General features: G+C 44.5%; 21 protein-coding genes. 13 read left to right on the top strand and 8 right to left on the bottom strand.

The window, feature by feature from the left end:
• Positions 1 to 215: 215 nt before the first annotated feature.
• The gene (dnaG, locus tag H6G46_RS10585) at positions 216 to 2123 is read left to right on the top strand and encodes a DNA primase (protein WP_010872852.1); all 1908 of its coding nucleotides are present in this window, start codon (positions 216 to 218) and stop codon (positions 2121 to 2123) included.
• Between the two features lie 483 nt (positions 2124 to 2606).
• On the opposite strand, the gene H6G46_RS10580 is transcribed toward dnaG, so the two are convergent.
• Positions 2607 to 3524: a S1 RNA-binding domain-containing protein gene (locus tag H6G46_RS10580; RefSeq protein WP_010872851.1), complete on the bottom strand. Its 918-nt coding sequence runs from the start codon at positions 3522 to 3524 to the stop codon at positions 2607 to 2609.
• A gap of 149 nt (positions 3525 to 3673) precedes the next feature.
• On the opposite strand from H6G46_RS10580, the gene H6G46_RS10575 reads away from it, so the two are divergent.
• Positions 3674 to 4747: an aromatic ring-hydroxylating dioxygenase subunit alpha gene (locus H6G46_RS10575; RefSeq protein WP_010872850.1), complete on the top strand. Its 1074-nt coding sequence runs from the start codon at positions 3674 to 3676 to the stop codon at positions 4745 to 4747.
• Entirely contained in the window at positions 4744 to 5424 is a 681-nt protein-coding gene (locus H6G46_RS10570; RefSeq protein ID WP_010872849.1) for a methionine ABC transporter ATP-binding protein, read from the top strand. The genes H6G46_RS10575 and H6G46_RS10570 overlap by 4 nt, the downstream gene beginning before the upstream one ends.
• Here the strand turns inward: H6G46_RS10570 and H6G46_RS10565 are convergent.
• Both H6G46_RS10565 and H6G46_RS10560 read right to left on the bottom strand, forming a co-directional pair.
• Positions 5421 to 7232 (bottom strand): SpoIIE family protein phosphatase, encoded by a 1812-nt coding sequence (locus tag H6G46_RS10565; RefSeq protein ID WP_014407176.1) that lies wholly within the window; start codon positions 7230 to 7232, stop codon positions 5421 to 5423. The genes H6G46_RS10570 and H6G46_RS10565 overlap by 4 nt on opposite strands.
• Before the next feature lie 244 nt (positions 7233 to 7476).
• On the bottom strand, positions 7477 to 7848 hold the full coding sequence (locus tag H6G46_RS10560; protein WP_010872847.1) for a response regulator: 372 nt from the start codon (positions 7846 to 7848) through the stop codon (positions 7477 to 7479).
• 183 nt (positions 7849 to 8031) lie between these two features.
• Between H6G46_RS10560 and H6G46_RS10555 the strand changes: the two genes are divergently transcribed.
• From H6G46_RS10555 to hemN, 6 genes are all read left to right on the top strand, one after another.
• Positions 8032 to 10056, top strand: a complete 2025-nt coding sequence (locus tag H6G46_RS10555; RefSeq protein WP_010872846.1) for an ATP-binding protein — start codon at positions 8032 to 8034, stop codon at positions 10054 to 10056.
• Between the two features lie 200 nt (positions 10057 to 10256).
• Complete coding sequence (locus tag H6G46_RS10550; protein ID WP_199303601.1) at positions 10257 to 11645, top strand: LCP family protein; 1389 nt, start codon at positions 10257 to 10259, stop codon at positions 11643 to 11645.
• 96 nt (positions 11646 to 11741) lie between these two features.
• Positions 11742 to 12107, top strand: a complete 366-nt coding sequence (locus tag H6G46_RS10545) for a hypothetical protein (RefSeq protein ID WP_010872844.1) — start codon at positions 11742 to 11744, stop codon at positions 12105 to 12107.
• Positions 12108 to 12681: 574 nt separating this feature from the next.
• On the top strand, positions 12682 to 13758 hold the full coding sequence (gene acsF / locus H6G46_RS10540) for a magnesium-protoporphyrin IX monomethyl ester (oxidative) cyclase (RefSeq protein ID WP_010872843.1): 1077 nt from the start codon (positions 12682 to 12684) through the stop codon (positions 13756 to 13758).
• 64 nt (positions 13759 to 13822) lie between these two features.
• Positions 13823 to 14575: a heme oxygenase (biliverdin-producing) gene (locus tag H6G46_RS10535; protein WP_010872842.1), complete on the top strand. Its 753-nt coding sequence runs from the start codon at positions 13823 to 13825 to the stop codon at positions 14573 to 14575.
• A 260-nt stretch (positions 14576 to 14835) separates the two neighbouring features.
• Positions 14836 to 16236 (top strand): oxygen-independent coproporphyrinogen III oxidase, encoded by a 1401-nt coding sequence (gene hemN / locus H6G46_RS10530; RefSeq protein ID WP_010872841.1) that lies wholly within the window; start codon positions 14836 to 14838, stop codon positions 16234 to 16236.
• A gap of 61 nt (positions 16237 to 16297) precedes the next feature.
• Here the strand turns inward: hemN and H6G46_RS10525 are convergent, their stop codons facing one another.
• The 4 genes from H6G46_RS10525 to H6G46_RS10510 all read right to left on the bottom strand — a co-directional run bounded on the left by H6G46_RS10525 (position 16298) and on the right by H6G46_RS10510 (position 20174).
• Entirely contained in the window at positions 16298 to 17128 is an 831-nt protein-coding gene (locus H6G46_RS10525) for an EI24 domain-containing protein (protein ID WP_020862353.1), read from the bottom strand.
• A 5-nt stretch (positions 17129 to 17133) separates the two neighbouring features.
• The gene (locus H6G46_RS10520) at positions 17134 to 18591 is read right to left on the bottom strand and encodes an anthranilate synthase component I (RefSeq protein ID WP_010872839.1); all 1458 of its coding nucleotides are present in this window, start codon (positions 18589 to 18591) and stop codon (positions 17134 to 17136) included.
• Positions 18495 to 19370, bottom strand: coding sequence for a CbiQ family ECF transporter T component (locus H6G46_RS10515; RefSeq protein ID WP_010872838.1), 876 nt, complete (start codon positions 19368 to 19370; stop codon positions 18495 to 18497). Before H6G46_RS10515 ends, H6G46_RS10520 begins: the two co-directional genes overlap by 97 nt.
• Before the next feature lie 69 nt (positions 19371 to 19439).
• Positions 19440 to 20174 carry a hypothetical protein gene (locus tag H6G46_RS10510; protein WP_010872837.1) on the bottom strand — a complete coding sequence of 245 codons (735 nt, stop codon included), beginning with the start codon at positions 20172 to 20174 and terminating at the stop codon, positions 19440 to 19442.
• A 145-nt stretch (positions 20175 to 20319) separates the two neighbouring features.
• On the opposite strand from H6G46_RS10510, the gene H6G46_RS10505 reads away from it, so the two are divergent.
• From H6G46_RS10505 to H6G46_RS10495, 3 genes are all read left to right on the top strand, one after another.
• On the top strand, positions 20320 to 21426 hold the full coding sequence (locus H6G46_RS10505) for an ABC transporter ATP-binding protein (RefSeq protein WP_010872836.1): 1107 nt from the start codon (positions 20320 to 20322) through the stop codon (positions 21424 to 21426).
• Between the two features lie 85 nt (positions 21427 to 21511).
• Positions 21512 to 23200: a DUF3685 domain-containing protein gene (locus tag H6G46_RS10500; protein ID WP_010872835.1), complete on the top strand. Its 1689-nt coding sequence runs from the start codon at positions 21512 to 21514 to the stop codon at positions 23198 to 23200.
• A gap of 213 nt (positions 23201 to 23413) precedes the next feature.
• Complete coding sequence (locus H6G46_RS10495) at positions 23414 to 23857, top strand: secondary thiamine-phosphate synthase enzyme YjbQ (RefSeq protein WP_010872834.1); 444 nt, start codon at positions 23414 to 23416, stop codon at positions 23855 to 23857.
• Positions 23858 to 23950: 93 nt separating this feature from the next.
• Here H6G46_RS10495 and H6G46_RS10490 read toward each other — a convergent pair whose 3' ends face one another.
• Positions 23951 to 25126, bottom strand: a complete 1176-nt coding sequence (locus H6G46_RS10490; RefSeq protein WP_010872833.1) for an AGE family epimerase/isomerase — start codon at positions 25124 to 25126, stop codon at positions 23951 to 23953.
• A 255-nt stretch (positions 25127 to 25381) separates the two neighbouring features.
• On the opposite strand from H6G46_RS10490, the gene H6G46_RS10485 reads away from it, so the two are divergent.
• A complete protein-coding gene (locus H6G46_RS10485; protein ID WP_020862355.1) occupies positions 25382 to 26194 on the top strand; it encodes a tetratricopeptide repeat protein in 813 nt (270 codons plus the stop codon).
• Positions 26195 to 26301 lie beyond the last annotated feature (107 nt).

The following is a 26301-nucleotide window of genomic DNA, read 5'->3' as shown; positions in this document are numbered from 1 at the left end:
CTCGACTTAGCGTCTGGGGAGCAAGCTCCTGTGGCTTTGACCGCTCCTGCTGTCAACGGTTAATTCCTTGGTGTAATGCCAACTGAATAATCTGCAAATTGCACTCTCCTTCACCGGGGGGTGCTTTTTGCTGGTTGACCATGCTTGAGTAGAGCTTAAGTTGACAAGTATCTCTCCCCATCGTCACTCTTAGAAGGAGAGTAGGTTGATTTATCATGGATAACCTCCGTCTGCATCCAGACACCATCCAAGAAATTAAGCAAAGAATAGACATTGTCGAAATTATCGGCGATTATGTCGTGCTCAAGAAAAGGGGGCGGGATCACCTTGGCCTATGTCCTTTCCACGATGAAAAGTCACCGAGTTTTAGTGTCAGTCCAGCCAAGCAAATGTATTATTGCTTTGGTTGTGGGGCTGGGGGCAATGCCTTTAATTTTTTAATGGAACTGGGTAAGCGTTCCTTTACAGATGTGGCTTTAGATTTAGCCCGTCGCTATCAAATCCAAATTCAAACCCTAGAGCCGGCGCAAAAACAGGAGTTACAACGGCAACTATCTCTGCGGGAACAGCTCTATGAAATTATGGCTGTGGCTGCCGGTTTTTATCACCATACTCTTTTTCAACCCCAAGGACAGGAAGCTCTAACTTATTTGGATCAAAAACGTTGTTTATCTTCAGCTACGATCCAAGAATTTCAGTTGGGTTATGCTCCAGCTGGTTGGGAAACTCTTTACCGCTATTTGGTGGAGCAAAAACGTTATCCTGTGGCGGCAGTGGAACAGGCGGGCTTAATTAAGGCTCGTCAATCTGGTACTGGTTATTACGATCAATTTCGCCATCGTTTGATGATTCCGATTCGGGATGTTCAAGGTAAAACCATTGCTTTTGGCAGTAGAACCTTGGGAAACGATGAGCCGAAATACCTCAATTCTCCAGAGACTCCTTTATTTCATAAAAGCAAGACTTTATTTGGTTTAGACCAAGCCAAAACTGCTATTCAAAAAGTAGATGAAGCAATTTTAGTAGAGGGCTATTTTGACGTTATTGCTCTGCACGAAAGTGGTATTAAGCAAACTGTGGCGGCCTTGGGAATCGCCTTAAGTCGAGACCAAGTACAAAGTTTGATGCGGTTTAGTCAATCTAAGCAAATTATTTTTAATTTTGATGCCGATAAGGCTGGTATTAATGCTACCCAGCGTGCGATCCAGGAAATTGAGCCTTTGGTTTATAGTGGTCAAGTTAATTTGCGTATTTTGAACCTACCGGCGGGGAAAGATGCCGATGAGTTTATCCACAGTAGTGCTGAAAATAAAGAAATTTACCAAACTTTAGTTAAGCAGGCTCCCCTCTGGGTAGATTGGCAAATTCAACAATTGCTCAAGCAAAAAAATCTCAAAGATCCCCTCGATTTTGAGCAGGTAGCCAGGGGGATGGTGGACATTCTAAAACGTTTAACAGACCAAAATAAACGGGCCTACTATCTACAGTTATGTGGAGAAATTTTGAGTCAAGGAGACAGTCGTTTAATTAGTTTGCAAGTTAATAATCTTTCTAGTCAACTGACCTATGGCGATCGCCCTGGAAAAAATGGGTCTAGGCATTGGCAGGCCAAGGATCCCACCAGTAGCCTGCTGGAGAAGGCGGAAGCTCTATTGTTGAAAATATATCTCCATTGCCCCCAGGAACGGCCAACTATTGATCAAATATTGACGGAAAACGATCTTTTATTTAGCTTTGCTCACCATCGTTTACTGTGGCAAAAAATTGACCAGGTGCGGGAGTATTTTAATTTGGATTCCGACCCCGATAATCAGCTACCCCTACTAGTGCAATTAGCTTACCTGGAGCAAGAGGGAGACTTTAACTCCGTTGAGTCTCTTTTTCAACTGACGGAAACCAGTGCCGAAGATCTGTTTCGAGCTAATCTGCGCATTCCAGAGGCGATCGCCATTATGGAAAAAGTGCCTTGGGAAAGTTATCAAAAGCATTGCTTTGGTAAACTGCAACAGTTAGATCCCCGTACCCAAGCGGAGGATTTTCGTTACTATCAAGAGCAGTGGCAAAAAGCTCACCAAGAAATTCAACGGCTAGAAAGTCAACGCCTGAACCAACCGCTCAATTAATAGACTAATTCCCCAAATTTTGCTCTGGGGAGAAATTGAAGTTTTTTCAATATCCTTGTCTTCTATTGCGATAATATGGGGACAAAATTTTGTCTGATCCCAAACCAGTTAAAGACAAAATTCTCATAGTTCAGGTAGTTGCAGAAAACGGTCATAAAGTCTCAGACTAGTTGCTTTAAGATCAAATTGGGGACAGAAATAACCAAACTTTATTTTTTGTTACAAAAATCGTGTTCCATGTTACAATTTTCTATATAGAAATCAAAGACTGCGCGAGTTGGGAAACCGCCACTGAGATTTCCTCAAGCAACAACAACATTTGGTGGAGTCAGGGAGAGTTTCTCTGACTCTTTTTGGTATTTGGCTCCCCAATCCCAGCTTGGAGGATAATGCTCGAAGCGTACTTAAAACTGTTTTACTGAGTTGCCTGGGTACCCTGTTTTAGTCATCGTTCAAACTGGGGAGAGTCCTTTAAATCTATCCTTAACTTTTTTCCAGTTGCTCCTGTTTATCGCCCAAATTTTGCTTCGATTGTACCAGAGGTAAGCGATTGGGAGCATCGGCCATCATTTCGTCAAATTTTTCCACCAATTCCCCAGGATAGGTTTCCAAAATACGGGTGGAAAGGGAAATGCGATTTTTATACTCGTCAATTTCTTGGACGTAGACACTGATGGCTTGGCCAAAGGCGAACAGGGTATTGAGGGAATCAACCCTGGTGCCGCTCACCTGGCTGACATGGAGTAAACCCGTTACCCCTTCAATTTCCACAAACACGCCATAGGGCTGAATTTTAGCCACTTTGCCTTCGTAGATATTGCCCGCCGCAATTTTGCCCATGGATTCGGCCTGTTGGATGCGACGCTGGGTCAACACCAATTTATTGTTATCCTGGTTGGCCTCGAGGATATGGGCTTTGAGCACTTGCCCCACCAAAGCGTCCATATTGTCCTTGTGCATAAGGTGCGATCGGGGAATGAAACCCCGCAATCCTTCCACATCGCCCACCACGCCTCCTTTGTTGGTACCGGTGACGACCATTTCGAGGGTTTTGCCACTCTCCTCCAACTCTGCCAAATTTTCCCAAGATTGCTGGATTTGCAACTGACGTCGAGAAAGCCTTACCTGCCCTTCGTCATTTTGTTCACTGGTGACGAGGAAATCCCAGGCACTATCTAGGGGAAAACTATCCTCAATTTCTGCGTGGGGCCGTAGACCTAATTCCTGTACAGGGACAAAGCCAGGGGATTTACCGCCAAAATCCACATAGACTCCCTCGTTAGCGTGCTGACAGATTTTGCCATGGACGGTTTGACCTTTCTCCGCATGGTAGTCGTGTTTGTCAAGGGCTTTGGCAAATTCATCGAGGGAAAAGGCTGCACTGTTGGAGGAAGAAGGCATACGAGAACAGATTGAAAAATCATTTTGAATGCCTTATTCTAGCAGGATTGCTTGGGACTTTCGTGACAAGCTAGTTCCAGTGTGGGACGGCCCTTACCTGGGTAGGATCAGTTTTTTGCTTTACCTTTACCGCTGTTGTTGGCTTGCTAATGAGCGCTCTTTCTTCCCATAGTCAAGTATTGTCTATGCTGCGTACTACCCCAATCAATTTCAACCATTGGTATGTGGTGGCCCAAGCAGGGGAATTAGGTCAGGGACCACTGGGAATTGTTCTTTGGGAAAAGGCGATCGCCATTTATCGGGACCAGGATGGCCAGGTGCGGGCGGTGGAGGATCGTTGTCCCCATCGTCAAGTGAAGTTGAGTGAAGGGAAGGTGTTGGGCAATAATTTAGAATGTGCTTACCATGGTTGGCAGTTTGATGCCCAGGGCCACTGTGCAAAGATCCCCTATTTTAGCGAGGATCAAAAACTTCCTCCCTGCCGTTTGCGCACCTATCCTGTGCAGGAAAAAGATGGGTTTATTTGGCTTTATCCAGGGGATCTAGACCATCTTGCCAGCCACGGACCAGAGCCCTTGGCGATACCAGAATGGCACCATTTAAACCACATTGGTAGTTTCGCCGCCTTTGATTGCCCGGGTCATTTTTCCTACCTGATTGAAAATTTAATGGATATGTACCATGGGCATTTACACGATAATTACCAGGCTTGGGCCTCTGCTTCTCTCCGGGAAATTGAAACCAATGGCGATCAGGTGGTGGTGGACTACAATGCCCAAAGTTATTACAAAATTGATAAAATCTGGTCCATTTCCCAACTGTTTTTCCCTACCCTAAGACGATTGCATCCAGAAAATTTGCGGGTGAGTTACATCTATCCCCATTGGTCCTCTACGTTGGGAGCAGACTTTAAAATTTACTGCCTATTTTGTCCCATTTCTGCCAACAAAACCAAGGCCTATTTAGTCCACTTTACTTCCCTAGAAGCTTTTCCCAAACTACATAAACTACCCGTTGCCTTTAGGAGTTTTTTAAAAAATTGGCTATCGGGAACAGCCCGGCCCTTACTAGAAGGTTTGATTGACCAGGATATTCGCATGATTTCCCAAGAGCAAGCCGCTTTTGAGCAGAACCCAGATCGCCAAAATGTGGAAGTTAACCCAGCCCTAGCTAAGGTCCAACAATTAATTCGTCAACAGGCCTTGGCCTCGGAGAATGCATGACTTCTTTGATTAAATTAATCGGGGTTAGCACCACTGAAATAACTGGCGCCACTGTTTTACTTAATAATATTTCTCTCCACATTGACCATGGGGAAATTATTGGTCTCCAAGGGCGATCGGGGGCTGGAAAAACCACTTTACTAAGGCTATTCAATCGGCTCCAAGAGGCAAGCCAGGGCAGTATTTTTTATGATGGAAAAGCTTTAACTAAATATCCGATTCAGCAACTGCGCCAAGAAATAGTTTTAGTGCCCCAGGAGCCAAAACTTTTGGGTATGACAGTGGAAGAAAGCTTAATTTATCCTCTAGAATTACAAAAAGTTAGCAAAACAGAATGTCAAAGGCGAAGGATTCGGGCCTGTGATATTTGGGAAATTCCCAGTGATTGGTTAGATCGCAATGAGTTACAGCTTTCTGTGGGGCAAAGACAGTTGGTTACCATCGTACGGGCCACCATGTTAAGTCCTCGCATTCTTCTGTTAGATGAACCTACTGCTGCTCTTGATCCGGCGTTAGCCCAAAGGGTTTTAACACAACTAAAATTAATCAACCAAGAAAATGGTACCACTATGGTTATGGTTAACCATACGCCGGAATATTTAGAAAATTTTTGTCAACGTATTTTCACCCTCTGCCAAGGAGAATTAGAGCAAGAAACTACTCTAAAAAATAGTTAAGTTGTTTGAAATTTAATCGCTAGCAAAGTAATGTCATCAAACTGTTGAGCTTCCCCCATATGTTCCTCCAGGGACTCCTTGATATTAAGCATTAATTGATCAACTGAGTTAAACGAACTGCCTAGGGCGTTTAATAATTTTTCCTTGCCAAAAAAGTTACCAGTGGGTGATTTTGCTTCCGTTACGCCATCGGTGTAGGACAGTAGTAAGTCTCCTGGCTGTAGAATAATTTCTGCCGTTTTAAACTGCAGATCAGGCAGCATTCCCACCGCTGGTCCTGTGGAGGTTAACTTGGTTTTCAACTGGTGGTTACTATCGACAATAAAAACCGGTTCGTGACCGCCATTAATATAGGACAATTTACCACTGCTAGGTTCTAGAATGCCAAAGAAAATTGTGGCAAACATACTAGCTTCGCCATGGTTAATAGCGACGTAATTATTGATTAATTTAATAGACTCCAATGGTTCAAAATTAATGTTATTGAGCAAATTGTCTAGGTTGACATCTAGTAGACCCTGACCGCTAGGCAAATTAAAAGAAGGATTGATTAAACCATCCAGGGCCGCTTGCCCGGAAAAAATGCGAATTAAACTGCGGAATAATCCCATAAATAATGCGGCCCCTACCCCTTTGTCACAAACGTCCGCCACCACTATTCCCAGGCGATCGCCAGGAAGCTCAAATAAGTCATAAAAATCTCCAGCCAGTTGTTGGGCCGGACTAAAGTAGGCAGAAAATTCCCACCCGCTCCTGGTTAATAAATGGGCTGGCAAAAAATTCTTTTGCATTTGTCTACCTTTTTCTAGCTCCTTAGCCATCATTTCTGAGAGGCCTTCCACCTGTTGGGTATATAACTTTTCTTGATCCCGTAAACGCTTTTTTTCTAAGGAAGAACCGATGCGAGCCTTGAGTAATACTGGGTCGAAGGGTTTGGGCAAAAAATCTTCCGCCCCCATCTCAATACAACGAATAATACTCTCAAATTCATCTAAAGCTGAAACAATAATGACCGGAATATGCTGGAATTCTACACTGGTTTTTAAATATTCTAAAAACTGGTCTCCATTAGTTTCTGGCATGAGTAGATCCAGCAAAATTAGATCGTAATTTTGACTTTGGAGAAGACCTAACACGTCCTTCGCACTTAAACAAGTGGTGACTGCATGGCCTTTGCGGGTTAAGTGTTGAAAAAATAAATCTAAATTGCTGGGATTATCGTCTACCACCAGAATTTTGCCTTTTAACAGTTCCCTGGAGTCAACACCATTAGTTTTGATATTGCCTAGGGAAATTTCATTGGTATTTGAGGAAGATGGAAAGATGAAATCAGGGGATAGACCGGTTCCATTGCCGGGATTTAATGATTCTAAAAAATTGGTAAAAATTGATTCAATATTATTGACTAAGCCCTGCAAGCGTAAGGCCGCTAATTTTATTTTTCTTATATCTTCAGTAAGTTCAAGTTCATTGGTGCATTCCTCTGCTTCGAGCAAACTATCGCAGTTAAGAATGATGTTAGTAATGGAAAAATTAGTGCTGTGAGGAATGGTGGAAAAAAGCTTCTGAAAATCCGACTTATCCTCTCCGTCAGAATGCTTAACAAATAGGTTGATAATTTCAAGTAACTTCTGTGCTTCCACCAGTAATGTATCTATTTCTTCTGTAAGGGGAGAATTGGCTTCTGCTAACTCTTCTTGAACCATTTCCCCATAGCCGACAATCGCATTAATGGGAGTTCTGAGCTCGTGACGAATGAAAGCGGTGGCACTTTCTATATCAACTGAATTAATAGAAGGATTCATCATTTATTAAAGAACTTATAGTTGATCAACCTAGTTTTACGAATTATTTTAGCCTTTACTGATAATTAATAATTCCCAAATTTTGTCAGACCTAGGTAACTTAAATACCCTTGATATGCCCTGACTAGATGATTGCTAACTCAAAATATAACCACCTTTAAATTTTTGTTGCTCCCAATGGCAAAGGATTATTTCACGAAAACTATTAATAAATTGGGTGATCAAAAAAGTAAAGATCAATAACACTTCAATTAATCAATGCCTCCATTTTTTGTAACAGACGCTTGATTTCAATCGGCTTGGTATCGTAGTCGTCACAACCGGCGGCGATCGCCCTTTCTCGGTCACTGGCCATGGCATGGGCGGTCAGGGCAATGATGGGAATGTGAGCTCCATCGGGATGACCTTTAATTTGCTTAGTGGCAGTCCAGCCATCAATGATCGGCAGACTCATGTCCATTAGAATAAGCTGGGGAGACTCCGAGATAGCCATGGTCACAGCCTGTTCACCGTCAACGGCTATCACCACCTCGTATCCTTTGCGGATCAAGCGACGGGATAGCATGTCGCGATTCATTTCATTGTCTTCAACTAGGAGAACCTTAGCCATAGATTCCATACTGAACAGTTGTTAGAATTATAGCAATAGTTGCCCTGTTTTATTCCCCATCAGGTTGTTTATCTTTAGCCCCCAAAATTCACCCAGACAAGAAATGTTCCTTCGCTGATTTAACCCATGGGGGAAATGCTGGTGTTATTTCCACCAAAATCTTCAGTAATTGTATATGAGTAATTTTTAGCCATGGTCTCAATTATTAAGTCGGTGCGAAGAAGTTTACTGCTTAAATTTGTACTTTCCTATTTTTGTCTTTCCAGCGTGGTAGTGGCGTCAATTTTCTTAGTTGCTAACTACAGGGCAGTTAAGGGCATAGAAAGCCAAACCTTTAATCGTCTAAATATTTCTAATAACCTCAAAGAATATCAATTAGAGCAATGGATGGAGGGACAAAAAGATACATTATTTTTACTCAGTGATATTAACAGTATTCAGGCAAATACTGAATTGCTAAAAAACACTAGCGTTAGTGACCCTCAATATAAAATAATTCAGAAGAGATTAATTGAAGAGTTGCGAGAGATTGATCTGTTTCTGCCTCATATTGAAGCCATTAATATTCTCAACACCGGTGGTATTGTGGTGGCTTCTAATAACTTGGATGAAATCGGCGTCTATAAAGGCATTGGCAACCAGACCACTTATTTTGCCAATATTAATTCCAATTTTAAAACAGTGCCAAATTTCTATTTCTCTAAGGTTTATAATCGTCCTAGTATGACCTTTGCCACTAACATAAAGCATGATATAACTCGGGAAAGACTAGGTTATTTGAGTATAGATATTAATTTGAATGCCGTTGATGATTTAATTCGCAAACGTACTGGATTAGGAGACACGGGAGAAACGTTTTTGGTAGGAGAAATAAATAATCAAGTTTCGTTTATTGCGTCGGATGAAAACAAAAAATTGACGGCCAATGGTTCCAAACCAAATTTTAATAGCTTGGGAATCAATTCAGTAATGGCTGGCAATAGTGGCCAGGGTAGCTATGTTAATTATGCTGGCACACCAGTGTTGGGGGTGTACCAGTGGATAGAAAAATATAATTTAGCTTTAATTACTGAAATTAGTGAGGTAGAAGCCCTGGAATTGGCTAGGCGATTTACCCGCATGTTAGTGTTAGTGGGATTGGTGAGCACAGCTTTGCTTTTAATTGCGGTTTATCTATTATCCATCAAAATAACTAAACCAATTTTGCTTATTACTAAAGCCGCCATTGATATATCTTCCGGCGATCGGGAGGCTAGGGCTCCAGTGCTAGGAGAAGATGAACTGGGTATTCTAGCCAAATCTTTTAATTTGATGACCAACGAGTTGCGGGAATCCAATTCTAGTTTAGAGAAAAAAAATCAGGAATTGGAGCTAGCCCAAAAACAATTAGCAGTTGCTAATTCTTGTTTAGAGGAAAAGGTTCAACAAAGAACTGAGGAGTTAGAAAATACAGTCAAGGCGTTGGAATTAGCCAGTTCCGAAGCCGAAGCTGCCAATGCTACGAAAAGTATTTTTCTTGCTAATATGAGCCACGAATTGAGAACTCCCCTGAATGCCATCATTGGTTATAGTGAAATGTTAATTGAAGAAGCTGAAGACTTAGATTCAGAAGAATTGGTGCCAGACTTGGACAAAATTTTGCGTTCTGGTAAGTCATTGTTGGCTTTAATTAATGATTTACTAGATATCTCCAAGATTGAAGCAGGAAAAATGGAACTCTATTTGGAGACATTTAACCTCAAGGAATTGATCGCAGGCATTCTTGATACTATCAGTCCCTTGCTTAAAAACAATAACAATAAATTAGAGGTGGAAATTTCCCTGGAATCTGAAGAAGTCTATGGGGATTTAATTAAGCTACGGCAGGGGATACTAAATCTGCTTAGTAATGCCAGTAAATTTACCAAGGATGGGATTATTAGTTTTATCGTTGAGGAGTTCAAAGTTGACGAAAAAGACTGGCTTTCATTTCAGGTAAAAGATACGGGAATTGGTCTGACTGAAGAACAAATGTCGAAATTATTTCAACCTTTTACCCAGGCAGATTCCTCCACGACCCGTAAATATGGTGGCACTGGCTTAGGTTTAGCTATTACCCGAAAATTTTGTCAGATGATGGGGGGGGATATCTATCTAACTAGTGAAATAGGAGTGGGCTCTAGCTTTACTATTAAACTACCTAAATACGCTCAATTAAATTCTGCTAAAAATGATTAATATTTGTCTTTTTTTGACTACTTTAAAAGCTTGTTCATAGCCATGGCGGTAGGGAAGAGAAATTTTTCTTGCCAATGCTGCGGTGATTTTGCTAGTATCCAATCCAATTACCTTATTACCTTGGGACCCGCCTAGAGCACCAAAGGACGTCATACCAATTGGAGAAAAATATCAATGGTTAGTTTAGGGTCAAACTGGTGATGGCTAAAAATTCTAATAAACGGGGTGGGGATAGTCATAATGGCAAAAAATCCCCCCGAAAGGGGAAATTCCAGGGCGGTAAGTGGTTATTAACGGGTTTTGCTCTAACGGCGATCGCCTTAGTGTCGGCGGGGGCAGGATCTTTGTTGGCCATGTATTCGACTCCCCTGGGCCAGAGCGAACTTACACCGGAGCAGGCAGCGGTATTTGGCCAGGAAAAGGCCGTTTCCTACAAGAACCTCAATATCCCCCAACTCAGCCGCCCCATTAACGTGTTGCTGCTGGGTACCAAGGTATTAACCTCCGAAGAACCGGACCCCAGTCAGCCCAATCCCGGCTACCATGCGTTAGTCAATTCGGTGGAGGGCCTCACCGATACGATGGTATTGATTCGCCTTGACCCGAAGGAAAAATCCTTGGTGGTGCTATCCATTCCCCGGGACACTAGGGTGGAAATTCCCGGCTACAGCGGTGCCAGAAAAATTAACCAGGCCAATGCGTTGGGGGGCCCGGCTTTGGCCGCCATGACGGTGACTGATTTACTTGGGGATGTGCCCATTGACCGTTATATTCGGGTGAATGTACAGGCGGTGGAAAAACTTATTGATGCCTTAGGGGGGGTAGATGTATATGTGCCCCGGGATATGAAATATCAGGATGATAGCCAGCGTTTGTACATTAATCTCAAGGAAGGGCAACAGCGGCTAGACGGGGAAAAGGCTCTACAAATGTTGCGGTTTCGCTACGATGCTCTGGGGGATATTGGCCGGATTCAAAGACAGCAAATAGTAATGCGGGCGGTGGTGGAACAGGCCCTCAAACCCCAAACGATTCTACGGATACCGGACATCGTCAAAATTCTCCAGTCCAACATTGACACAAACTTGAATATGGAGGAGTTAGTGGCGATCGCCGGTTTTTCGGCACAAATTCCTAGGGAAGACGTCAAAATGTTGATGTTGCCGGGGGATTTTAATGGCACTGGCCGCACTAGTATTAGCTACTGGCTACCCCACCAGCCAAAAATTCAAGCGATGACCGAGGAATATTTTGGGGCCATGGCCACCAATTCTTGGTTGTGGGATATGGATGAAGACTTAACTGCCCTCGACCCCTATGGTCTCCGCATTGCCATCCAAGATAGTACTGATCGCCCCCAGGCAGTGAAAGCTTTGGTCAAAGAGTTGGAGACTGCCGGTTATAGCCGCATCAACGTAGTCAGTGCCTTTTCCCCGCCCTTACAAACCACCAGGGTAATTGCTCAACAAGGCGATCATTTGGGGGCCAGGCAAGTACGCAATAGTATTGGTCTGGGGGAAGTTTTAGTGGATAGCAATGGTTATCTGATTTCCGACGTTACCATTCAAATCGGGGCTGACTGGCCATAGGAAATTCCAGCGCCCTATTTTTGTTAAAATTCAGTCACAATTAGTTTGTACACAATTCACCATAAAATCCCGCCCAATTAGGAGAACCACATTAAAATGTTAAAAAAATTGTTTGGCGCTAAAAAAGAATTTTACGTCCAGTTAGATGAAAGCCAAGCCCCCGCCCAGGTGGAAGAGGCCGACGTGGCGATCGTAAAATCGGAGGTAGCTCCGGTGGAAAAACCGGCTCCGACCACTTCGAAAAAAACTTCCATTAAGAAAAAGTCTGCTACTAAAGCGGCTGCCCCAGTGGAAACTCCTGCCTCCGCTCCAGTGGCCCCGGCTCCCAAGGCCAAAGTTGATCCCAGCCAGGTGGCCTTTGCTAGTGGTGACCCCATTCCCCAAAATGTTGCTCGTCGTACCCCTGGCCCTAGTTTGAATCGTTTCAAGGAAATGGCTCGCCAAGTTAAGGTTAAACGCTAAAAACCTCATTGATTTACTGTTTTATACTCAATTAGGCTAAATCAGGGGCAACAGGGGTTGATAAAAACTTTTAGATAAGTAACTTCAGTCCATAAAGCGTACCCTGTCTTAACTAAATCAGTCATAACTTTGGTCTAGCCATTTGTGGGGGTGCCATTCCCTTCCACTGCTTGTGAGAATAATCACAGGCAGTTTTTTTGTTACTTCGATTCAGAATCTGTTGGTAAAGTTTCAATTTTCCTCTCAATCGAACCACTAAAGCTCTAGGAATACCGGGGAAATTTTATCTAGCTTTCCACCAAATTTGGAGGCCAGGGGGGTTCTTAAAATAGGCTCTGAGGCTTCAACTTGCAGACATTAGCATTTCTTTACAAATAATCAAAACCCAGGCCAGGTAATAATTTTTCCCCTTTGGAAACTATGGGGTAGCAATGGAAACTGTCTTGTCAGGATCCGGGGAATTGGACAGGATGAAAGGCAACATCAAAAATTTTCCCTGGGTTTTCACCCTGATTTTCTTTTAGGCTTTTTGCCATAATCCTTATCCCTTTTAAGATTCTCCTGTTAATTAACGATGGTATCCACTACCCTACCGACTCAGTTAGAAACCATTCGCCCCGGCATTAAAGCTCCGGTAAAGGAAACTCTCCTTACCCCCCGTTTTTACACCACCGATTTTGATAAAGTTGCCAATCTGGTGTTGACCCTCCAGGACGAGGAAATTGAAGCGGCGTTGGAGGAATTGCGAGCCGATTACAATCGTTATCATTTTGTGCGTAACGATGATTTCAAGCGTAGTTTTGACCACATTGATGGGGCCACCCGTTTAGCCTTTATTGACTTTTTAGAGCGGTCCTGCACCTCGGAATTTTCTGGTTTTCTGCTATTTAAAGAGTTGTCCCGTCGTCTCAAAAATCGTAGTCCCAAATTAGCAGAGGCTTTTCATCTTTTGGCTAGGGATGAGGCTCGCCATGCCGGTTTTATTAACAAAGCTATGGCGGATTTTGGTCTTTCCCTCGATTTGCGTTATTTAACCCAAAAAAGAACCTATACTTTCTTCCCGCCAGAGTGGGTAATTTACACCGTTTATTTATCAGAAAAAATTGGTTATTGGCGTTATATTTTAATGTTTCGCCATTTAGAAAAGAATCCCGACCACAATATTTATCCCCTATTTAACTATTTTGAGTGTTGGTGTCAGGATGAAAACCGCCACGGAGATTTTTTCAAGGCTTTACTCCGTTCCCAAACAGCCCTGTGGAAAACTTGGCAATCCCGACTTTGGTCCCGCTTTTTCCTCTTAACGGTGTTTGTTACCCATACTCTAACCGTGTTTGAGCGGACGGATTTTTATCAGTCGGTGGGGCTAGATGCTAAGCAATATAACGTGGATGTGGTGACAAATACCAATGCAACGGCAGCAAGAGCTTTTCCAGAAGTTTTGGACACGGATAATCCTAAATTTTTCCCCCGCCTAGAAGCCTGTGCCAGCGCTAACGAAAAACTAACGGCGATCGCCAACAGCGAAGCCCCGAAATTGGCCAAATTCTGCCAAAAGGCACCGTGGATTGCTGTGATTATTTGGCAAATGATCTGTATATTCCTGCAAAAGCCAGTGGACGCCGAAGCCCGTCGGGGGATGGTGTGTTAATTTATTCAACTTTTAACTTACTCCAATTGTTTGCTGATTATTGCTAATTACCTTTGGTAAAACCATGACTAACCTTGCACAAAAACTCCGCTACGGTACCCAACAATCCCACACTTTGGCAGAAAACACTGCCTACATGAAATGCTTTTTAAAAGGCATTGTAGAGCGGGAACCATTTCGGCAATTATTAGCTAATTTGTATTATCTTTACAGTGCCCTAGAAGCAGCTTTACGCCAACATCGGGACAATGAAATTATTAGCGCAATTTATTTTCCAGAATTGAATCGCACTGATAAATTAGCTGAAGATTTGACCTACTATTACGGCCCTAATTGGCAACAAATAATCCAGCCTACTCCCTGTGCAAAAATTTATGTCGATCGCCTCAAAACTATTGCAGCAAGTGAACCGGAACTACTCATTGCCCATTGTTACACCCGTTACCTAGGGGACTTATCCGGTGGTCAAAGCCTGAAAAATATTATTCGTTCCGCTTTACAATTGCCGGAGGGAGAGGGCACGGCCATGTACGAATTTGACAGTTTGCCTACCCCAGGCGATCGCCGTCAATTCAAGGAAATTTATCGGGATGTGCTGAACAGCTTGCCCTTAGATGAAGCCACCATAAACCGGATTGTTGAAGAAGCCAATTATGCTTTTTCCCTCAATCGGGAAGTTATGCATGACCTCGAAGACCTGATCAAAGCGGCGATCGGTGAGCACACATTTGACTTGTTAACTCGCCAGGATCGTCCAGGCAGTACTGAGGCTCGCAGTACCGCTGGTCATCCCATCACCCTAATGGTAGGTGAATAGGTTAAACGGGAAAATTAAGAGAGTGTTTATTTCAATTTAATACTCTCTTTTGCAATTTTATGTAGACACAATCTAGATAAAAAACAATCAAATGTGAGTTAAGTTGTCAATATTTTTACTATTGCTTGATTTTGGCAACTCAATATTCAGTTAATTCAAGAGAATTTGCAAAATATTTTCCCAGCGATGAAAACAGTTGTAAAATTCTCTAAATACTTCGATAAAAATTCATTTAAATAATCCTGATAGTATCTAAATTTATGACCACCACATTTCCTACTGTTGAGTTTAGCGCTGAGTTATTAAACAAATACAATCAAGGCATTCCCCGCTACACTAGCTATCCCCCTGCCACAGAGCTAAACAAAGAATTTGATCCTAGTGATTTTCAGACAGCTATTAACCTGGGCAACTACAAAAAAACGCCCTTGTCCCTTTATTGTCACATTCCTTTCTGTGCTAAAGCTTGTTATTTTTGCGGTTGTAATACCATCATCACCCAGCACAAACCAGCGGTGGACCCCTATCTAAAGGCAGTAGCCAAGCAAATTGCCCTAGTGGCTCCTTTAGTTGATCAACAAAGACCGGTGCAACAACTCCATTGGGGGGGGGGCACCCCCAATTATTTAACCCTGGAACAAGCAGAATTTTTATTCAATACTATTACTGATGCTTTTCCATTGGCAGAAAATGCTGAAATTTCCATTGAAATTAACCCATGTTATGTTGATAAGGATTATATTTTTGCCCTACGTCAACTAGGTTTTAATCGCATTAGTTTTGGAATCCAAGACTTTAATAGCCAAGTGCAACAGGCAGTTAATCGTATTCAACCGGAAGCAATGTTGTTTCAGGTAATGGATTGGATTCGTCAAGCTAATTTTGACAGCGTTAATGTGGATTTAATTTATGGCTTGCCCCATCAAAACCTAGCAACATTCAGGGAAACCTTACGCAAAACAGCTCAGCTTAATCCTGACCGCATTGCCGTGTTTAATTTTGCCTATGTGCCTTGGCTCAAGCCAGTACAAAAGAAAATGCCCGAATCAGCCCTTCCTCCAGCGGAGGAAAAGTTGAAAATTATGCAAGCTACCATTGCAGACCTTACCGAGCAAGGCTATGTATTTATCGGCATGGACCATTTTGCCAAACCCGATGACGAGTTGGCGATCGCCCAACGGCGGGGAGAATTACACCGTAACTTCCAGGGTTACACTACCCAACCGGAGTCTGATTTATTGGGTTTTGGCATCACTTCCATCAGTATGTTGCAAGATGTATATGCCCAAAATCATAAAACATTAAAAGCTTTTTATAATGCCCTAGACCGAGAAGTAATGCCTATAGAAAAAGGGTTTAAACTAAGTCAAGATGATTTAATTCGTCGCACTGTAATCAAGGAATTAATGTGTCAATTTAAACTCTCTGCCCAGGAATTAGAAAGCAAATATAATTTGGGCTTTGACTGTGATTTTAACGACTATTTTGCTAAGGAATTATCGGCCCTGGATGTCCTGGAAGCGGATGGTTTACTCCGTCGGTTGGGGGATGGCTTGGAAGTTACCCCCCGGGGGCGAATTTTAATTCGTAATATTGCCGCTGTGTTTGATACTTACCTACAAAATAAATCCAAACAACAGATGTTTTCTCGGGCAATTTAAGGACTCTTTTTCCTTAGGTAAATCATGATCAAATCAGCTAGAAGAACTAGCAAATAAATATTTAATTCGCCCCCTTGTTTACCTCCGCCTCCATTTCTTCTTGGACTTGGAAAAACCGGGGGTAAATTTCTTCGCAGAAAAATAAGGTACCAGCGGTCACACAAAAAGGAATAGTTACTAAATTAACCAGAGGAATGCTGACCCAAACTAAACTTGCTAGGGCAAAGCCAGCGCTCAGGGGGAGAGATTGAAAAATCAATAGTAACTTACGACGAAATTTGAGACGACGGCGTTCGAGGGGAGGGTCAAAAAAATCTAGGCAAGTTAATAAAGATGTGGAGCTAATGCCCACTACTGCAGCTAGGGGAGTACCAAATGCAGGCAGAAGGTTGGTGGCAAAACCGATGATGGTAAAAGTAATTAATAAAACTATTTTTTTCAATTCAAAGGCTAAAGCTCGTTTGATGTCCTGTAACAATCCCACTTCCTGAATGGCTAATTTACCTAGGAGTTTTGTTTCCAGCTTTTCTGACAAGATGCTATACCAAGGAGAACCTAATAATCCTCCCACCTGGGAAAGTAAAAATCCCGCAATAACTAGCAATAGTAAGCGTATTAGCCAGATATAAAGAAAAAAGATAAATTTTAGCACCGGCAAGATGTAGGGCAGTACTTTGGGAATGCGTCGGTTTAAAATTTCAATCCAATCGTGGGCATAATTACGCAGTATATCGACGCTATCATTACCTAGATTTAATAGTTGCCAATAAAGTAAAATACCTAAGCTAATATTAATAATTAAAGGAATAATAATATAAACTAATAAGCCTGGACTTTCACGTAGAATTTTGAATGTGCGGAGTGGATAAGTAAAGCCTTTGAAAAATCCCATATTTTTTATAGTCCCTCCAATGCCGCCAATAAAGCTTTGGCTTTTTGCAATGATTCTAACCATTCCTTGGCGGGATCACTGTCTGCCACAATGCCGGCTCCCACTTGTCCTGTCACTTGTCCAGAGGTGAATAACAGGGTGCGAATGAGAATATTTAAATCTAAGTTCCCCCGTTGATCCCAGTAGCCACAGGAACCGTAAAACAAACTCCGCCGCACTGGTTCTAATTCTTCAATAATTTCTAAACAACGTATTTTGGGACAGCCGGTAATGGTGCCACCGGGAAACAAAGCTTTGACCAAATCTACTCCGGTTTTATCTGGTTGTAAAATGCCTTTTACATTACTAACTAAATGGGACACATGGCTATAGCGCTCGATCGCCAATAATTCATCTACTTCCACCGTTCCCCAGGTACAGACCCGGCCGAGGTCATTGCGTTCTAAATCCACCAACATGATATGTTCTGCCAACTCTTTGGTGTTAACCAGCAACTCCTGCAATAATTGTTCATCCTCCGCCAGATTTTTGCCCCTTGCCCTAGTGCCAGCAATGGGTCTAGTTTGGGCCACATTGCCTTCTAACTTAACTAATCTTTCCGGAGAACAACTAACCACATCTCCCCACGGCGATCGCCAGTAACTAGCGAAAGGAGAAGGATTGATAGTTTGTAGATGTTGATAGACCTGCCAACTGTTAAGCTTTTGCTCAGTTTTAGCAATGAAACGTAGTGTTAAATTAGCTTGAAAAATATCTCCGGCTTTAATATATTGTTTCGCTTGATTGACCATGGTTTCGTACTGATCTTGGTCAGTGGTATAGGTCAAATTTAAGGGAGGCACTTGAGGCGATGAAACTGAGTTGATTTTATCTGCTAACTGAGTTTGAAAAAACTTAATTTTCTCCTGGTCGGTAGTAGCTAACCATAATAATTGCTCTTGATGATCTAAAATTACAAAATTTTCAGGCTCGTACCAATAGGCCACCGGAAAAGGTAAATCATCAGCTTTTGAATAAGGTAATTTTTCAATTGCCCAAGCAGTGTCGTAACCTAACCAGCCTAACCAACCGCCATGGAAAGGTAAATGTTCAGGAATATTTTTTGTCAAATTTACATCATGATTACATGGGCAAAGTTGGTTTAAAAAGCTAAAAATCTCTTCCGGCTTAGGAGTCCATAACCTACCCTTTCTCGGTTGGCCGGCACAGAGGGAATAACGGCCTAAATGGGGATGATCCGGTGAAGCAGGATAGGGACTTTCTAGTAGGGTGGCGATGCCTTGATGACCAAATAATTGACTAAAAATTTCACTGCCCGTGCGGCCTTCTAGGGGCAAACAACACCAATGCCAGGGTTGGAGTTCCATCAGGCCATGCCTCCCCACAGGATCCGAGCCCCCCAAAATAAAATCAAAGTTCCCAGCACCAACCAATCCGCCCGAACAATGCGCAATTGATGCCACTGAACTTGATGCTCGTTGGGAGTGGTGAAGCCCCGCACTTCCATGGCGATCGCCATTTGTTCTGCCCGCAATAAAAGGTTTTCTAGTAATCTTTCCACCACTAAAATCCAGATTTGAGCGCTCCGTTTAATGCCCAGTTTTTTCCAATTAATGGCCCTAGTGCGAATGGAACGGAATAGATTTTGAATTTCTTCCATCACCAAGGGGATAAATCGTAAAGCAAGGGTCAAAATTAAGGTGATTTCTGTAATGGGTAATTTAAAGCGCCGTAGGGGAGCCATTAATTCTTCTAGTCCAGCGGTAATTTCCTCCGGGGCAGTGGTGAGCAAATATAAATTGGTGCTATAAACCAGGGTAAAAATCAAAGTGCTAATGCGAATTCCCAACTCCAAAGAGCGGCGAGTAACTAATAATCTGCCCCATTCAAATAAAACGTACTGGTATGAGGTCGGGGATACCACAATTTCACTGGTAGGCGATCGGGGTTGTTCTAACACAGTGAAACCGTCGGGACTAAAGGTAGTTAACAGGAAAATTAGGCCAGAAAAAAATACCAGTAAGCCCATTTGTTGCTTCCATACCCGCCAGGGAATACGGACTGCAAAGGTTAATAGAATTAGAAAAATGACAATGCCAAGGCGCCAAATAGCGTTGGCCAACACTGGGGCTAACAAAAAACTCATTAGCCAAGCTAGTTTTACCCTGGGATCAAGGCGGTGCAACCAAGTCACCGGATTTTCCAAATACAAGCCGATGGGTAAAGACCGCATCAAGTCCATAGCAAGGCCCGCCCTACAACAATTGCTTCCCTAGCATTTTGCCACAATCCCATCAGCGGGGGATTTTCCCTATTTCCCCAGTGCCCCACTCAAACTCTGGGCGATCGCCGTTAACTGGGCACAGGCCTTTAGGGAACCTTGGATTAAATGACCTGCGGCCAAGGGACGGCGCAATAAAGCTTTAGCTAAGGGTAAGGGTTGCAAAGCCCCCTGCTCAGTAAAAACTCCGTTGAGATCCGGTAAATCCTGGGTCATGGTGTCGCTCACCACCCGCAAAATGGCCACAGGAATTTGTTTTGCTTCCCCAAAAGCCAACACCGCTGTATTTTCCATATCCACCACCTGGGCACCGGATTTTTTTCCCAACAGTTCTTTTTCCTCCCCCCGACAAACCACCTCCGACACGGTAATGCCTCTCACTGCGGGAATCTGCCACTCTGGCCCCAGTAAATGGTTAACCCGGTCCATCAAACGACGATCGCCAACGTATTCTTGTCGCTGACCATGGTTCCCACTCTCCCAATATTGACATTGCTCTACCCAAAGGGCCTGGCCAATGCCGTAATCAGCAGATAAACTCCCAGTCACCCCCATCACCAATAAACCTTGGGGCTTTTCACTTTTCGCCCAGGTTTGGGCCAGATTTGCCAAAAAAGATTGCACCGCTGTGGCCCCCACTGGCATCGCCTGCAAATATATCTGGTCAGTTTTTCCCAACCCCTTGGCGATCGCCTGAGCTTCAGTGCCCTGGGGAGCAAGAATCCACCAAGGGACAGAGTGGGGATTGAGGTCGGCTGAAATCATATGTTAACCTTAACTCTTGCAAATAATTCTTATTTAAAGTACCGTTTAAATACTTGCTTTAAACAGTTTAGATCTGAATCAGGTCTGAGTTTTAAACGGGATCAGTCCTCCCACTATTGTTGCTGCTTTTTTGCCCCTGGTTCCTATGACAGTCGCCCAATTTTCTCCCGTTGCCCGCCTTTCCATAGAAGACTCTGTTTTAACGGTACAGGACTTAGGCAAAAGCTTCCGGGGGCAATCCACCCCAGTACTCCAGAAAATCAACTTTAATCTAGCGCCAGGGGAAATTCTGGGACTATTAGGACCATCGGGTTGTGGCAAGACAACTTTGTTGAGAATCATTGCAGGCTTTGAAACCCCCACCAGTGGCACCGTTCATTTGGAGGGGGATTGTGTTTCTGGGGAAAATGGACTCACTCCCCCAGAACAGCGTCAAACAGGCATGGTCTTTCAGGATTACGCCCTGTTTCCTCACCTCACCATTACCGACAATATCGCCTTTGGCCTGCGCCATAAATCCCAAAAATTGAACCGTCAACAAATCCAAGGGCGGGTGGCAGAGGTGCTCCATTTGGTGGGATTAACGGGACTGGAAAAACGCTATCCCCACGAACTATCCGGTGGTCAACAACAACGCATTGCCCTGGCCCGGGCTTTGGCCCCTAAACCTAACCTAATTTTGTTGGATGAACCCCTCAGTAATCTGGATGTGCAAGTGCGCCAAAGGTTACGCCATGAAATCCGCCATATCCTCAAAGCCACCGGTACGGCCGCTATTTTTGTCACCCACGATCAGGAAGAAGCCATGGCCATTTCCGATCGCATTGGGGTGATGTATCGGGGGAACTTGGAGCAAATCGGCACCCCAGAGGAAATTTATCGATCGCCTGCTTCCCGTTTTGTGGCGGAATTTGTTACCCAGGCCAATTTTGTTCCGGCCCAGCGACAGGGAACACTTTGGGCCACGGAGTTTGGCCAATGGCCTTTAACTTTCCAAGGCATTCAGCCTGAATTGCCCTCAGTGGGGGAACTAATGTTGAGGGAAGAGGAAATTGAACTGAGCCCCGCCAGTGATGGCCCAGTGGTCATCCGCGATCGCCAATTTTTGGGCCGGGAATACCGCTACTGCTTGGAAACCCCGGCCGGTCGACAGATTCATGCCCGTACTTCTTTGCAAACGGTAATTCCGGTGGGCAGTCGGGTCAACTTAACTCCCACCAATCCCTGTCCTCCCCTATTTGCCCAGGGCTGAGGCAATTTAATTCAAATTTAATTCAATGGTATGTGTTAGTCAGTTAACGTTCTAGAATGGGCGGTGTTGTGGCCCCACCATTGCCGTGAGTGAATCTCCCTTAACCATTGTCATTGTTGATGAGGATCCCGTGTTTCGCCTGGGATTGATCACCGTGCTGGGGAGGGAGACCGGTGTGCAAGTGTTGGGGGAAGGAGAAACCCTGGACGATCTGCGGCAACAGCTAGAAACCCTAGCTCCCAGTATTTTATTGATCGACCCCCAGTTTCCCCGCCGCTCCCAATCTGCCTGGCCCCTCCTACGGCAATTGAGCAGTGCTTACCCCCAGGTCAAAATTTGCTTGCTCACCGCTAGTTTGGAATACGATCAACTACTGGCGGCCAAAACCCAGGGCATTGCGGCCTACTTTCCCAAAGGAACGGCGATCGCCGACTTGGTAACGGGCTTAAAACAGGTTCATTTTGGGCAAACCTGCTGGCCTAGTTTGCAAACCGTCAATGCGCCCCCCCTGAGCCTGTGGGAAAAGTTGATCTGGCCCCTGTTCCGGGACGGATTAGGACAAATTGAACAAAGCCTCCAACAAGTCCAGAAGAGTTTACAGGTACCATCCCTATCGGACTTTGACCGACTATTTTGGCGGGGCAGAGAAAGAGAACTGAAATTTGCCCAGTGGTTAGTGCGGAATTTATTGCCCCAGCGCCTCAAAACCTGGCATAAAGCGACTAATATCCTGACTGCCACCACCACCGTCTTGCCCCCTTCTCCCCCCAGTCCCCGCCGTTCTGGAGTTAGGACCATTACTCTGCGTCCCCCCAGCAACCTCACTGCCCTGGGACAAATTCTCCAACAAATGCCCCTACAGGTGGAAAACCTTACCGCCATCCCCCTGGAGTTGGACATTCTCCAACCCCTTAAACGTCAGGAACTTCTTTCCTTGGGGCAACAACAACTGGAAACCACCATTAACGAACTCAAAGCTCTACGGATTACCCCAGCCCAGTTGCCAGAAAATTGCCTATCCATTGTGGCGGAAATGTGGCGGTCTTTAAGCCTGACCTTTTTTGGTAAATACTGTCAGCCCAAAAGCGAGTTTAGCCTTGAGCAAATCCAGTCTTTATTGGAAGTCTACCAGCCCATTATTTGCCGGGAAAAATTGGTTAAAATTCCCTTTGTTGTGCCCCTGTTTCACCATCTTCTTTTTGGCGAGCCCCTGGTGGTAAATCAAAAGGCATACCCCTTAGGCTCCACGGAAGCGCAACAATATAGTGACCTATACGCCCAGAATTTAGTTATTCAATTGGCTAACAGCACCATGGTTTTCATTTTGAACTATTTTGCTGACCATGAAGCCATTAAACTTGCCCTTTATGAATACTCCATGCTTTCTTCTCGGCAAGTAGCCCGGTTCCGTAATGATCTAGCTTGGTACTATCAATTTAGCCGTTACTGGCTTAATCCCAAACAAATTTTTGAAAGTCAACATACCCTGTTGTATCTCACCCCCGCCGGGATTGTGACCACCCAGGTTTATGCTCCTCGGCAACAGGAATTAACCCAACTAAGGGCAGTACCTTGGTTTGTCACCATCGTCCTGGAATGTCGCGACGCTCTTTCTCCCCGTGTCAGATCGGTGATTGAATTTGTGGGCAACGGTCTGGTATTTTTGCTAACCCAAGTGGTTGGCCGGGCGATCGGGCTGGTGGGGAAAGGCATTATCCAGGGTATTGGCAATACCTGGCAGGAAAGCCGCAGTCAACAAAAGCGTTCTAACTGATCTCCGTAGGCCTGGCTCTGATTCAATACGGCAGTTTAGCTTAACGATGGCGGAAGCAATTAGACAAAAATTAATTTCTAGCAAAGCTTTGTAACTACTTTCTTGCCTGCGATTAAATTAGCTATGCTTGTGGCTACTTACTCAATTTACTTAGAATAATCCTAATTTACCTAAATCTAACCTCAAATTTACTCTATATTTTCAGCTAATAAAATGATCTCCTCTGCCGCTACTTTTCGTCAACATCAAGAGATTTTAGTCATTGCCACCCAGGGCAAAAGTCTCCATAATTTCAACAGCAAAATTCAGGCAGTGGTGCAACATTCCGGCGTTAAAACAGGACTTTGCACCGTATTTGTACGCCATACTTCCGCCTCGTTAATTATCCAAGAAAATGCTGACCCCGATGTGTTGACGGATCTGGCCATTTTCTTTGCCCAATTGGTGCCAGAGGATGGTCGTCGTTACCGCCATAGCACAGAGGGTTTGGACGATATGCCTGCCCATATCCGGTCTGCCTTAACCAAGACCAGTGAGCACATTCCCATTGTCAATGGTCGTTTAGGCTTGGGAACCTGGCAAGGAGTTTTTCTCTGGGAGCATCGGCAACGGCCCCATCAACGGGAAGTAATTGTCCACGTCAGCGGTGAAGTTTAACTCCATTGCTGACTAAATCTAACCTTCATAAACGGGGATTTGCTTTCCTTGCCCTATCAGGGAGGAGTAGTTCCCTTAGCTATGGAAGAACGATTAACTAACCGGAAGTTGGAGAGTTTCCGCACAGAGCCACAGAGCTCGGGGCACGTGGAAGCACCCTTTCCATTTCCCCCCTTTTAGGTTGAGTAACACCTCTCCCCGGCGATTCAGGTAGCCAAACCATTCCCCATACTCAGGATCGGCGAAATGACTCCAGGCGTAATCATGGACCCGCTCAAACCATTGCCAACATTTTTCTTGGCCAGTGGCTTGGTGGCCCTTGGCTAGGGCAACCAGGGTTTCCAAATGTACCCACCAGAGCTTTTGGTCCCATTCCAGTTGTTGGGGAGGGTGGCCCTGGCGATCAAGGAAATAAAATATGCCACCAAATTCTTCATCCCAGGCATATTCCAGGGTGTTCAACACCACTGCAATGGCTTGCTCCTGTAACTGGCGATCGCCGGAGCGTTGGGCAATGTCCATCATGAACCACATGGCTTCAATGCCGTGTCCTGGGTTGAGCAACCGCCCTTCAAAACTATCAACAAATTCTCCTGTGGGGGTCACCGCTTCCCGCATTAATCCTATTTCTGGGTCGAGGAAATCCGTCATCACTTCTCTGACGGTTTGGGCCAACACCTCTTCCACGGTAGTAGGCGGTAATAACCATTCCATCTCCAGGGTGAGGTTGGCTAAAATCATCGGCACCGCCAGGGATTTGAGGGGTCTAGTACCTGGATAGGACTTCTCGTATTGACCTTTGGGATTGTGCTGACGGCGTAGGACGTTATTGTAGGCCTGCAGGGCAATGGCTTTAGCTTCCTGCGCCCCACTGGCTAAGGCATATTGACTAAAGGCCATGGCGGCGAAGCAATCGGAAAAAACGTTATAGGGTTGACGCAGGGGTTTGCCTTCCTGATCCAAAGCAAAATACCAATTACCGTCTTGATCTCGGCCGTGGCGAGCTAAAAAATCAGCACCATGGCGGGCAATTTCTAACCATTGGGGTTTTGGTTCCAAACGGTTGTAGAAAACGGCAAACTGCCATACCTGACGGTTTTGTAACCAAATGAATTTATCTGTGTCAAAAACCTGGCCTTTACGGTCTAAGCAGGTAAAGTAACCGCCCCCCTGGCGATCGAGGGAATATTTTTCCCAAAAGGGCAATACGTCCTGGTGTAAAGCCTGGTAATATTGCTGGGCTAACTCCTGACGGCGATGGGCAATCATACAATTAAACTATTAACTATGTGATGGATGGCGGTGCGCAATGGCTCAGTTTTCAGACAACAACACAACATAGCACGACTGGGCAAAAAGCCAATTTTGTCCCCCGGGAGTCGGTTATTTTTTTACTGCGGCCGATAACTGTGAAAATTTGTTAAAAATCCTTACGTTGTTAATAAAAAGCGGGATTAATTTCATTCTTTAAACCATCATTAAATAAAGAAGGCATTTTTTCTTCCCCGCCCAGTGTTGCCTGCCATGATTTGTTTCCCCCGTCCCATTTTTCCTTTCTTAACGGCGATCGCCACCGTTGGTTTCTGCACTTTCGGCCCTGGCCTAGGGGGAGTTTTACCCAGTCAGGCGGCCCTTACCCCTCCTTTCATTGCCCAGGAACAAAATTCTGCCGCCGCCATAGAACAAAAGTTGCTAGAGGGGTTCGATGAACTGGAAAGTGGTTCTCCCCTCAAGGCGATCGCCATTTTTACCCAGGTAATCGACACCGATGACCAGAATGCCGATGCCTATAATTTGCGGGGGGTAGCCTATATGGTGATCGAACAGTACACCGATGCCCTGGCGGACTTTGACCAGGCCATTGCCCTAAACCCTAAGGACCCAGCCATCTATTTCAATCGGGCTAACGTCCACGGAGTACTCAATAATTACCAAGGGGCGATCGATGACTGTAGCCAGGGAATCTTGCTTGATCCCCAGGATGTAGATCTTTTAATCTGTCGTGGTCAAGCCCAATTGGGGTTAGAACAACCACGCCAGGCCATTCCCGATTTTGACCGAGCCATAGAGCTTGATCCCCGTTCTGAGGAAGCCCATTATTTTCGCGGGCTAGCCTATGCCATGGTGAACAATTACGAACGGGCCTTGGCTGATTTAAATCGCACCATTCGCCTCAATCCTTACAATGCTGATGCGTTTATTCTCCGGGCCGGTATCCGGTCGGAACAGGGGGAAGTGGAGGAATCCTTGGAAGACATGATCCAGGCAATTAATTTGCTTGATCGCCAGGGAGAATCAGAAAGGGCGACAGAAATTCGTCAATTGTTGGGTTATTAATCCCATCGCCAAGGGACAAAGGCGAAAATCAGCAATTCCTGACCGGGGTTGAAGGACCAATAATTAACCCCGAGCAGAACTGCTATGATTGGCCTCTGAGTTTGAGA

This window comes from Synechocystis sp. FACHB-908, assembly GCF_014698595.1.
In the GTDB taxonomy this organism is placed as follows: domain Bacteria; phylum Cyanobacteriota; class Cyanobacteriia; order Cyanobacteriales; family Microcystaceae; genus Synechocystis.
Note: the sequence above shows the minus strand (reverse complement) of the source record. Positions and strands in the feature narration are given on the sequence as shown.

What these genes read in the sequence shown, in the direction of transcription:
- dnaG (WP_010872852.1), top strand. Translation starts at nt 216, where the DNA reads ATGGATAACCTCCGTCTGCATCCAGACACCATCCAAGAAATTAAGCAA.
- H6G46_RS10580 (WP_010872851.1), bottom strand. Translation starts at nt 3,524, where the DNA reads ATGCCTTCTTCCTCCAACAGTGCAGCCTTTTCCCTCGATGAATTTGCC.
- H6G46_RS10575 (WP_010872850.1), top strand. Translation starts at nt 3,674, where the DNA reads ATGAGCGCTCTTTCTTCCCATAGTCAAGTATTGTCTATGCTGCGTACT.
- H6G46_RS10570 (WP_010872849.1), top strand. Translation starts at nt 4,744, where the DNA reads ATGACTTCTTTGATTAAATTAATCGGGGTTAGCACCACTGAAATAACT.
- H6G46_RS10565 (WP_014407176.1), bottom strand. Translation starts at nt 7,232, where the DNA reads ATGATGAATCCTTCTATTAATTCAGTTGATATAGAAAGTGCCACCGCT.
- H6G46_RS10560 (WP_010872847.1), bottom strand. Translation starts at nt 7,848, where the DNA reads ATGGAATCTATGGCTAAGGTTCTCCTAGTTGAAGACAATGAAATGAAT.
- H6G46_RS10555 (WP_010872846.1), top strand. Translation starts at nt 8,032, where the DNA reads ATGGTCTCAATTATTAAGTCGGTGCGAAGAAGTTTACTGCTTAAATTT.
- H6G46_RS10550 (WP_199303601.1), top strand. Translation starts at nt 10,257, where the DNA reads ATGGCTAAAAATTCTAATAAACGGGGTGGGGATAGTCATAATGGCAAA.
- H6G46_RS10545 (WP_010872844.1), top strand. Translation starts at nt 11,742, where the DNA reads ATGTTAAAAAAATTGTTTGGCGCTAAAAAAGAATTTTACGTCCAGTTA.
- acsF (WP_010872843.1), top strand. Translation starts at nt 12,682, where the DNA reads ATGGTATCCACTACCCTACCGACTCAGTTAGAAACCATTCGCCCCGGC.
- H6G46_RS10535 (WP_010872842.1), top strand. Translation starts at nt 13,823, where the DNA reads ATGACTAACCTTGCACAAAAACTCCGCTACGGTACCCAACAATCCCAC.
- hemN (WP_010872841.1), top strand. Translation starts at nt 14,836, where the DNA reads ATGACCACCACATTTCCTACTGTTGAGTTTAGCGCTGAGTTATTAAAC.
- H6G46_RS10525 (WP_020862353.1), bottom strand. Translation starts at nt 17,128, where the DNA reads ATGGGATTTTTCAAAGGCTTTACTTATCCACTCCGCACATTCAAAATT.
- H6G46_RS10515 (WP_010872838.1), bottom strand. Translation starts at nt 19,370, where the DNA reads ATGGACTTGATGCGGTCTTTACCCATCGGCTTGTATTTGGAAAATCCG.
- H6G46_RS10510 (WP_010872837.1), bottom strand. Translation starts at nt 20,174, where the DNA reads ATGATTTCAGCCGACCTCAATCCCCACTCTGTCCCTTGGTGGATTCTT.
- H6G46_RS10505 (WP_010872836.1), top strand. Translation starts at nt 20,320, where the DNA reads ATGACAGTCGCCCAATTTTCTCCCGTTGCCCGCCTTTCCATAGAAGAC.
- H6G46_RS10495 (WP_010872834.1), top strand. Translation starts at nt 23,414, where the DNA reads ATGATCTCCTCTGCCGCTACTTTTCGTCAACATCAAGAGATTTTAGTC.
- H6G46_RS10490 (WP_010872833.1), bottom strand. Translation starts at nt 25,126, where the DNA reads ATGATTGCCCATCGCCGTCAGGAGTTAGCCCAGCAATATTACCAGGCT.
- H6G46_RS10485 (WP_020862355.1), top strand. Translation starts at nt 25,382, where the DNA reads ATGATTTGTTTCCCCCGTCCCATTTTTCCTTTCTTAACGGCGATCGCC.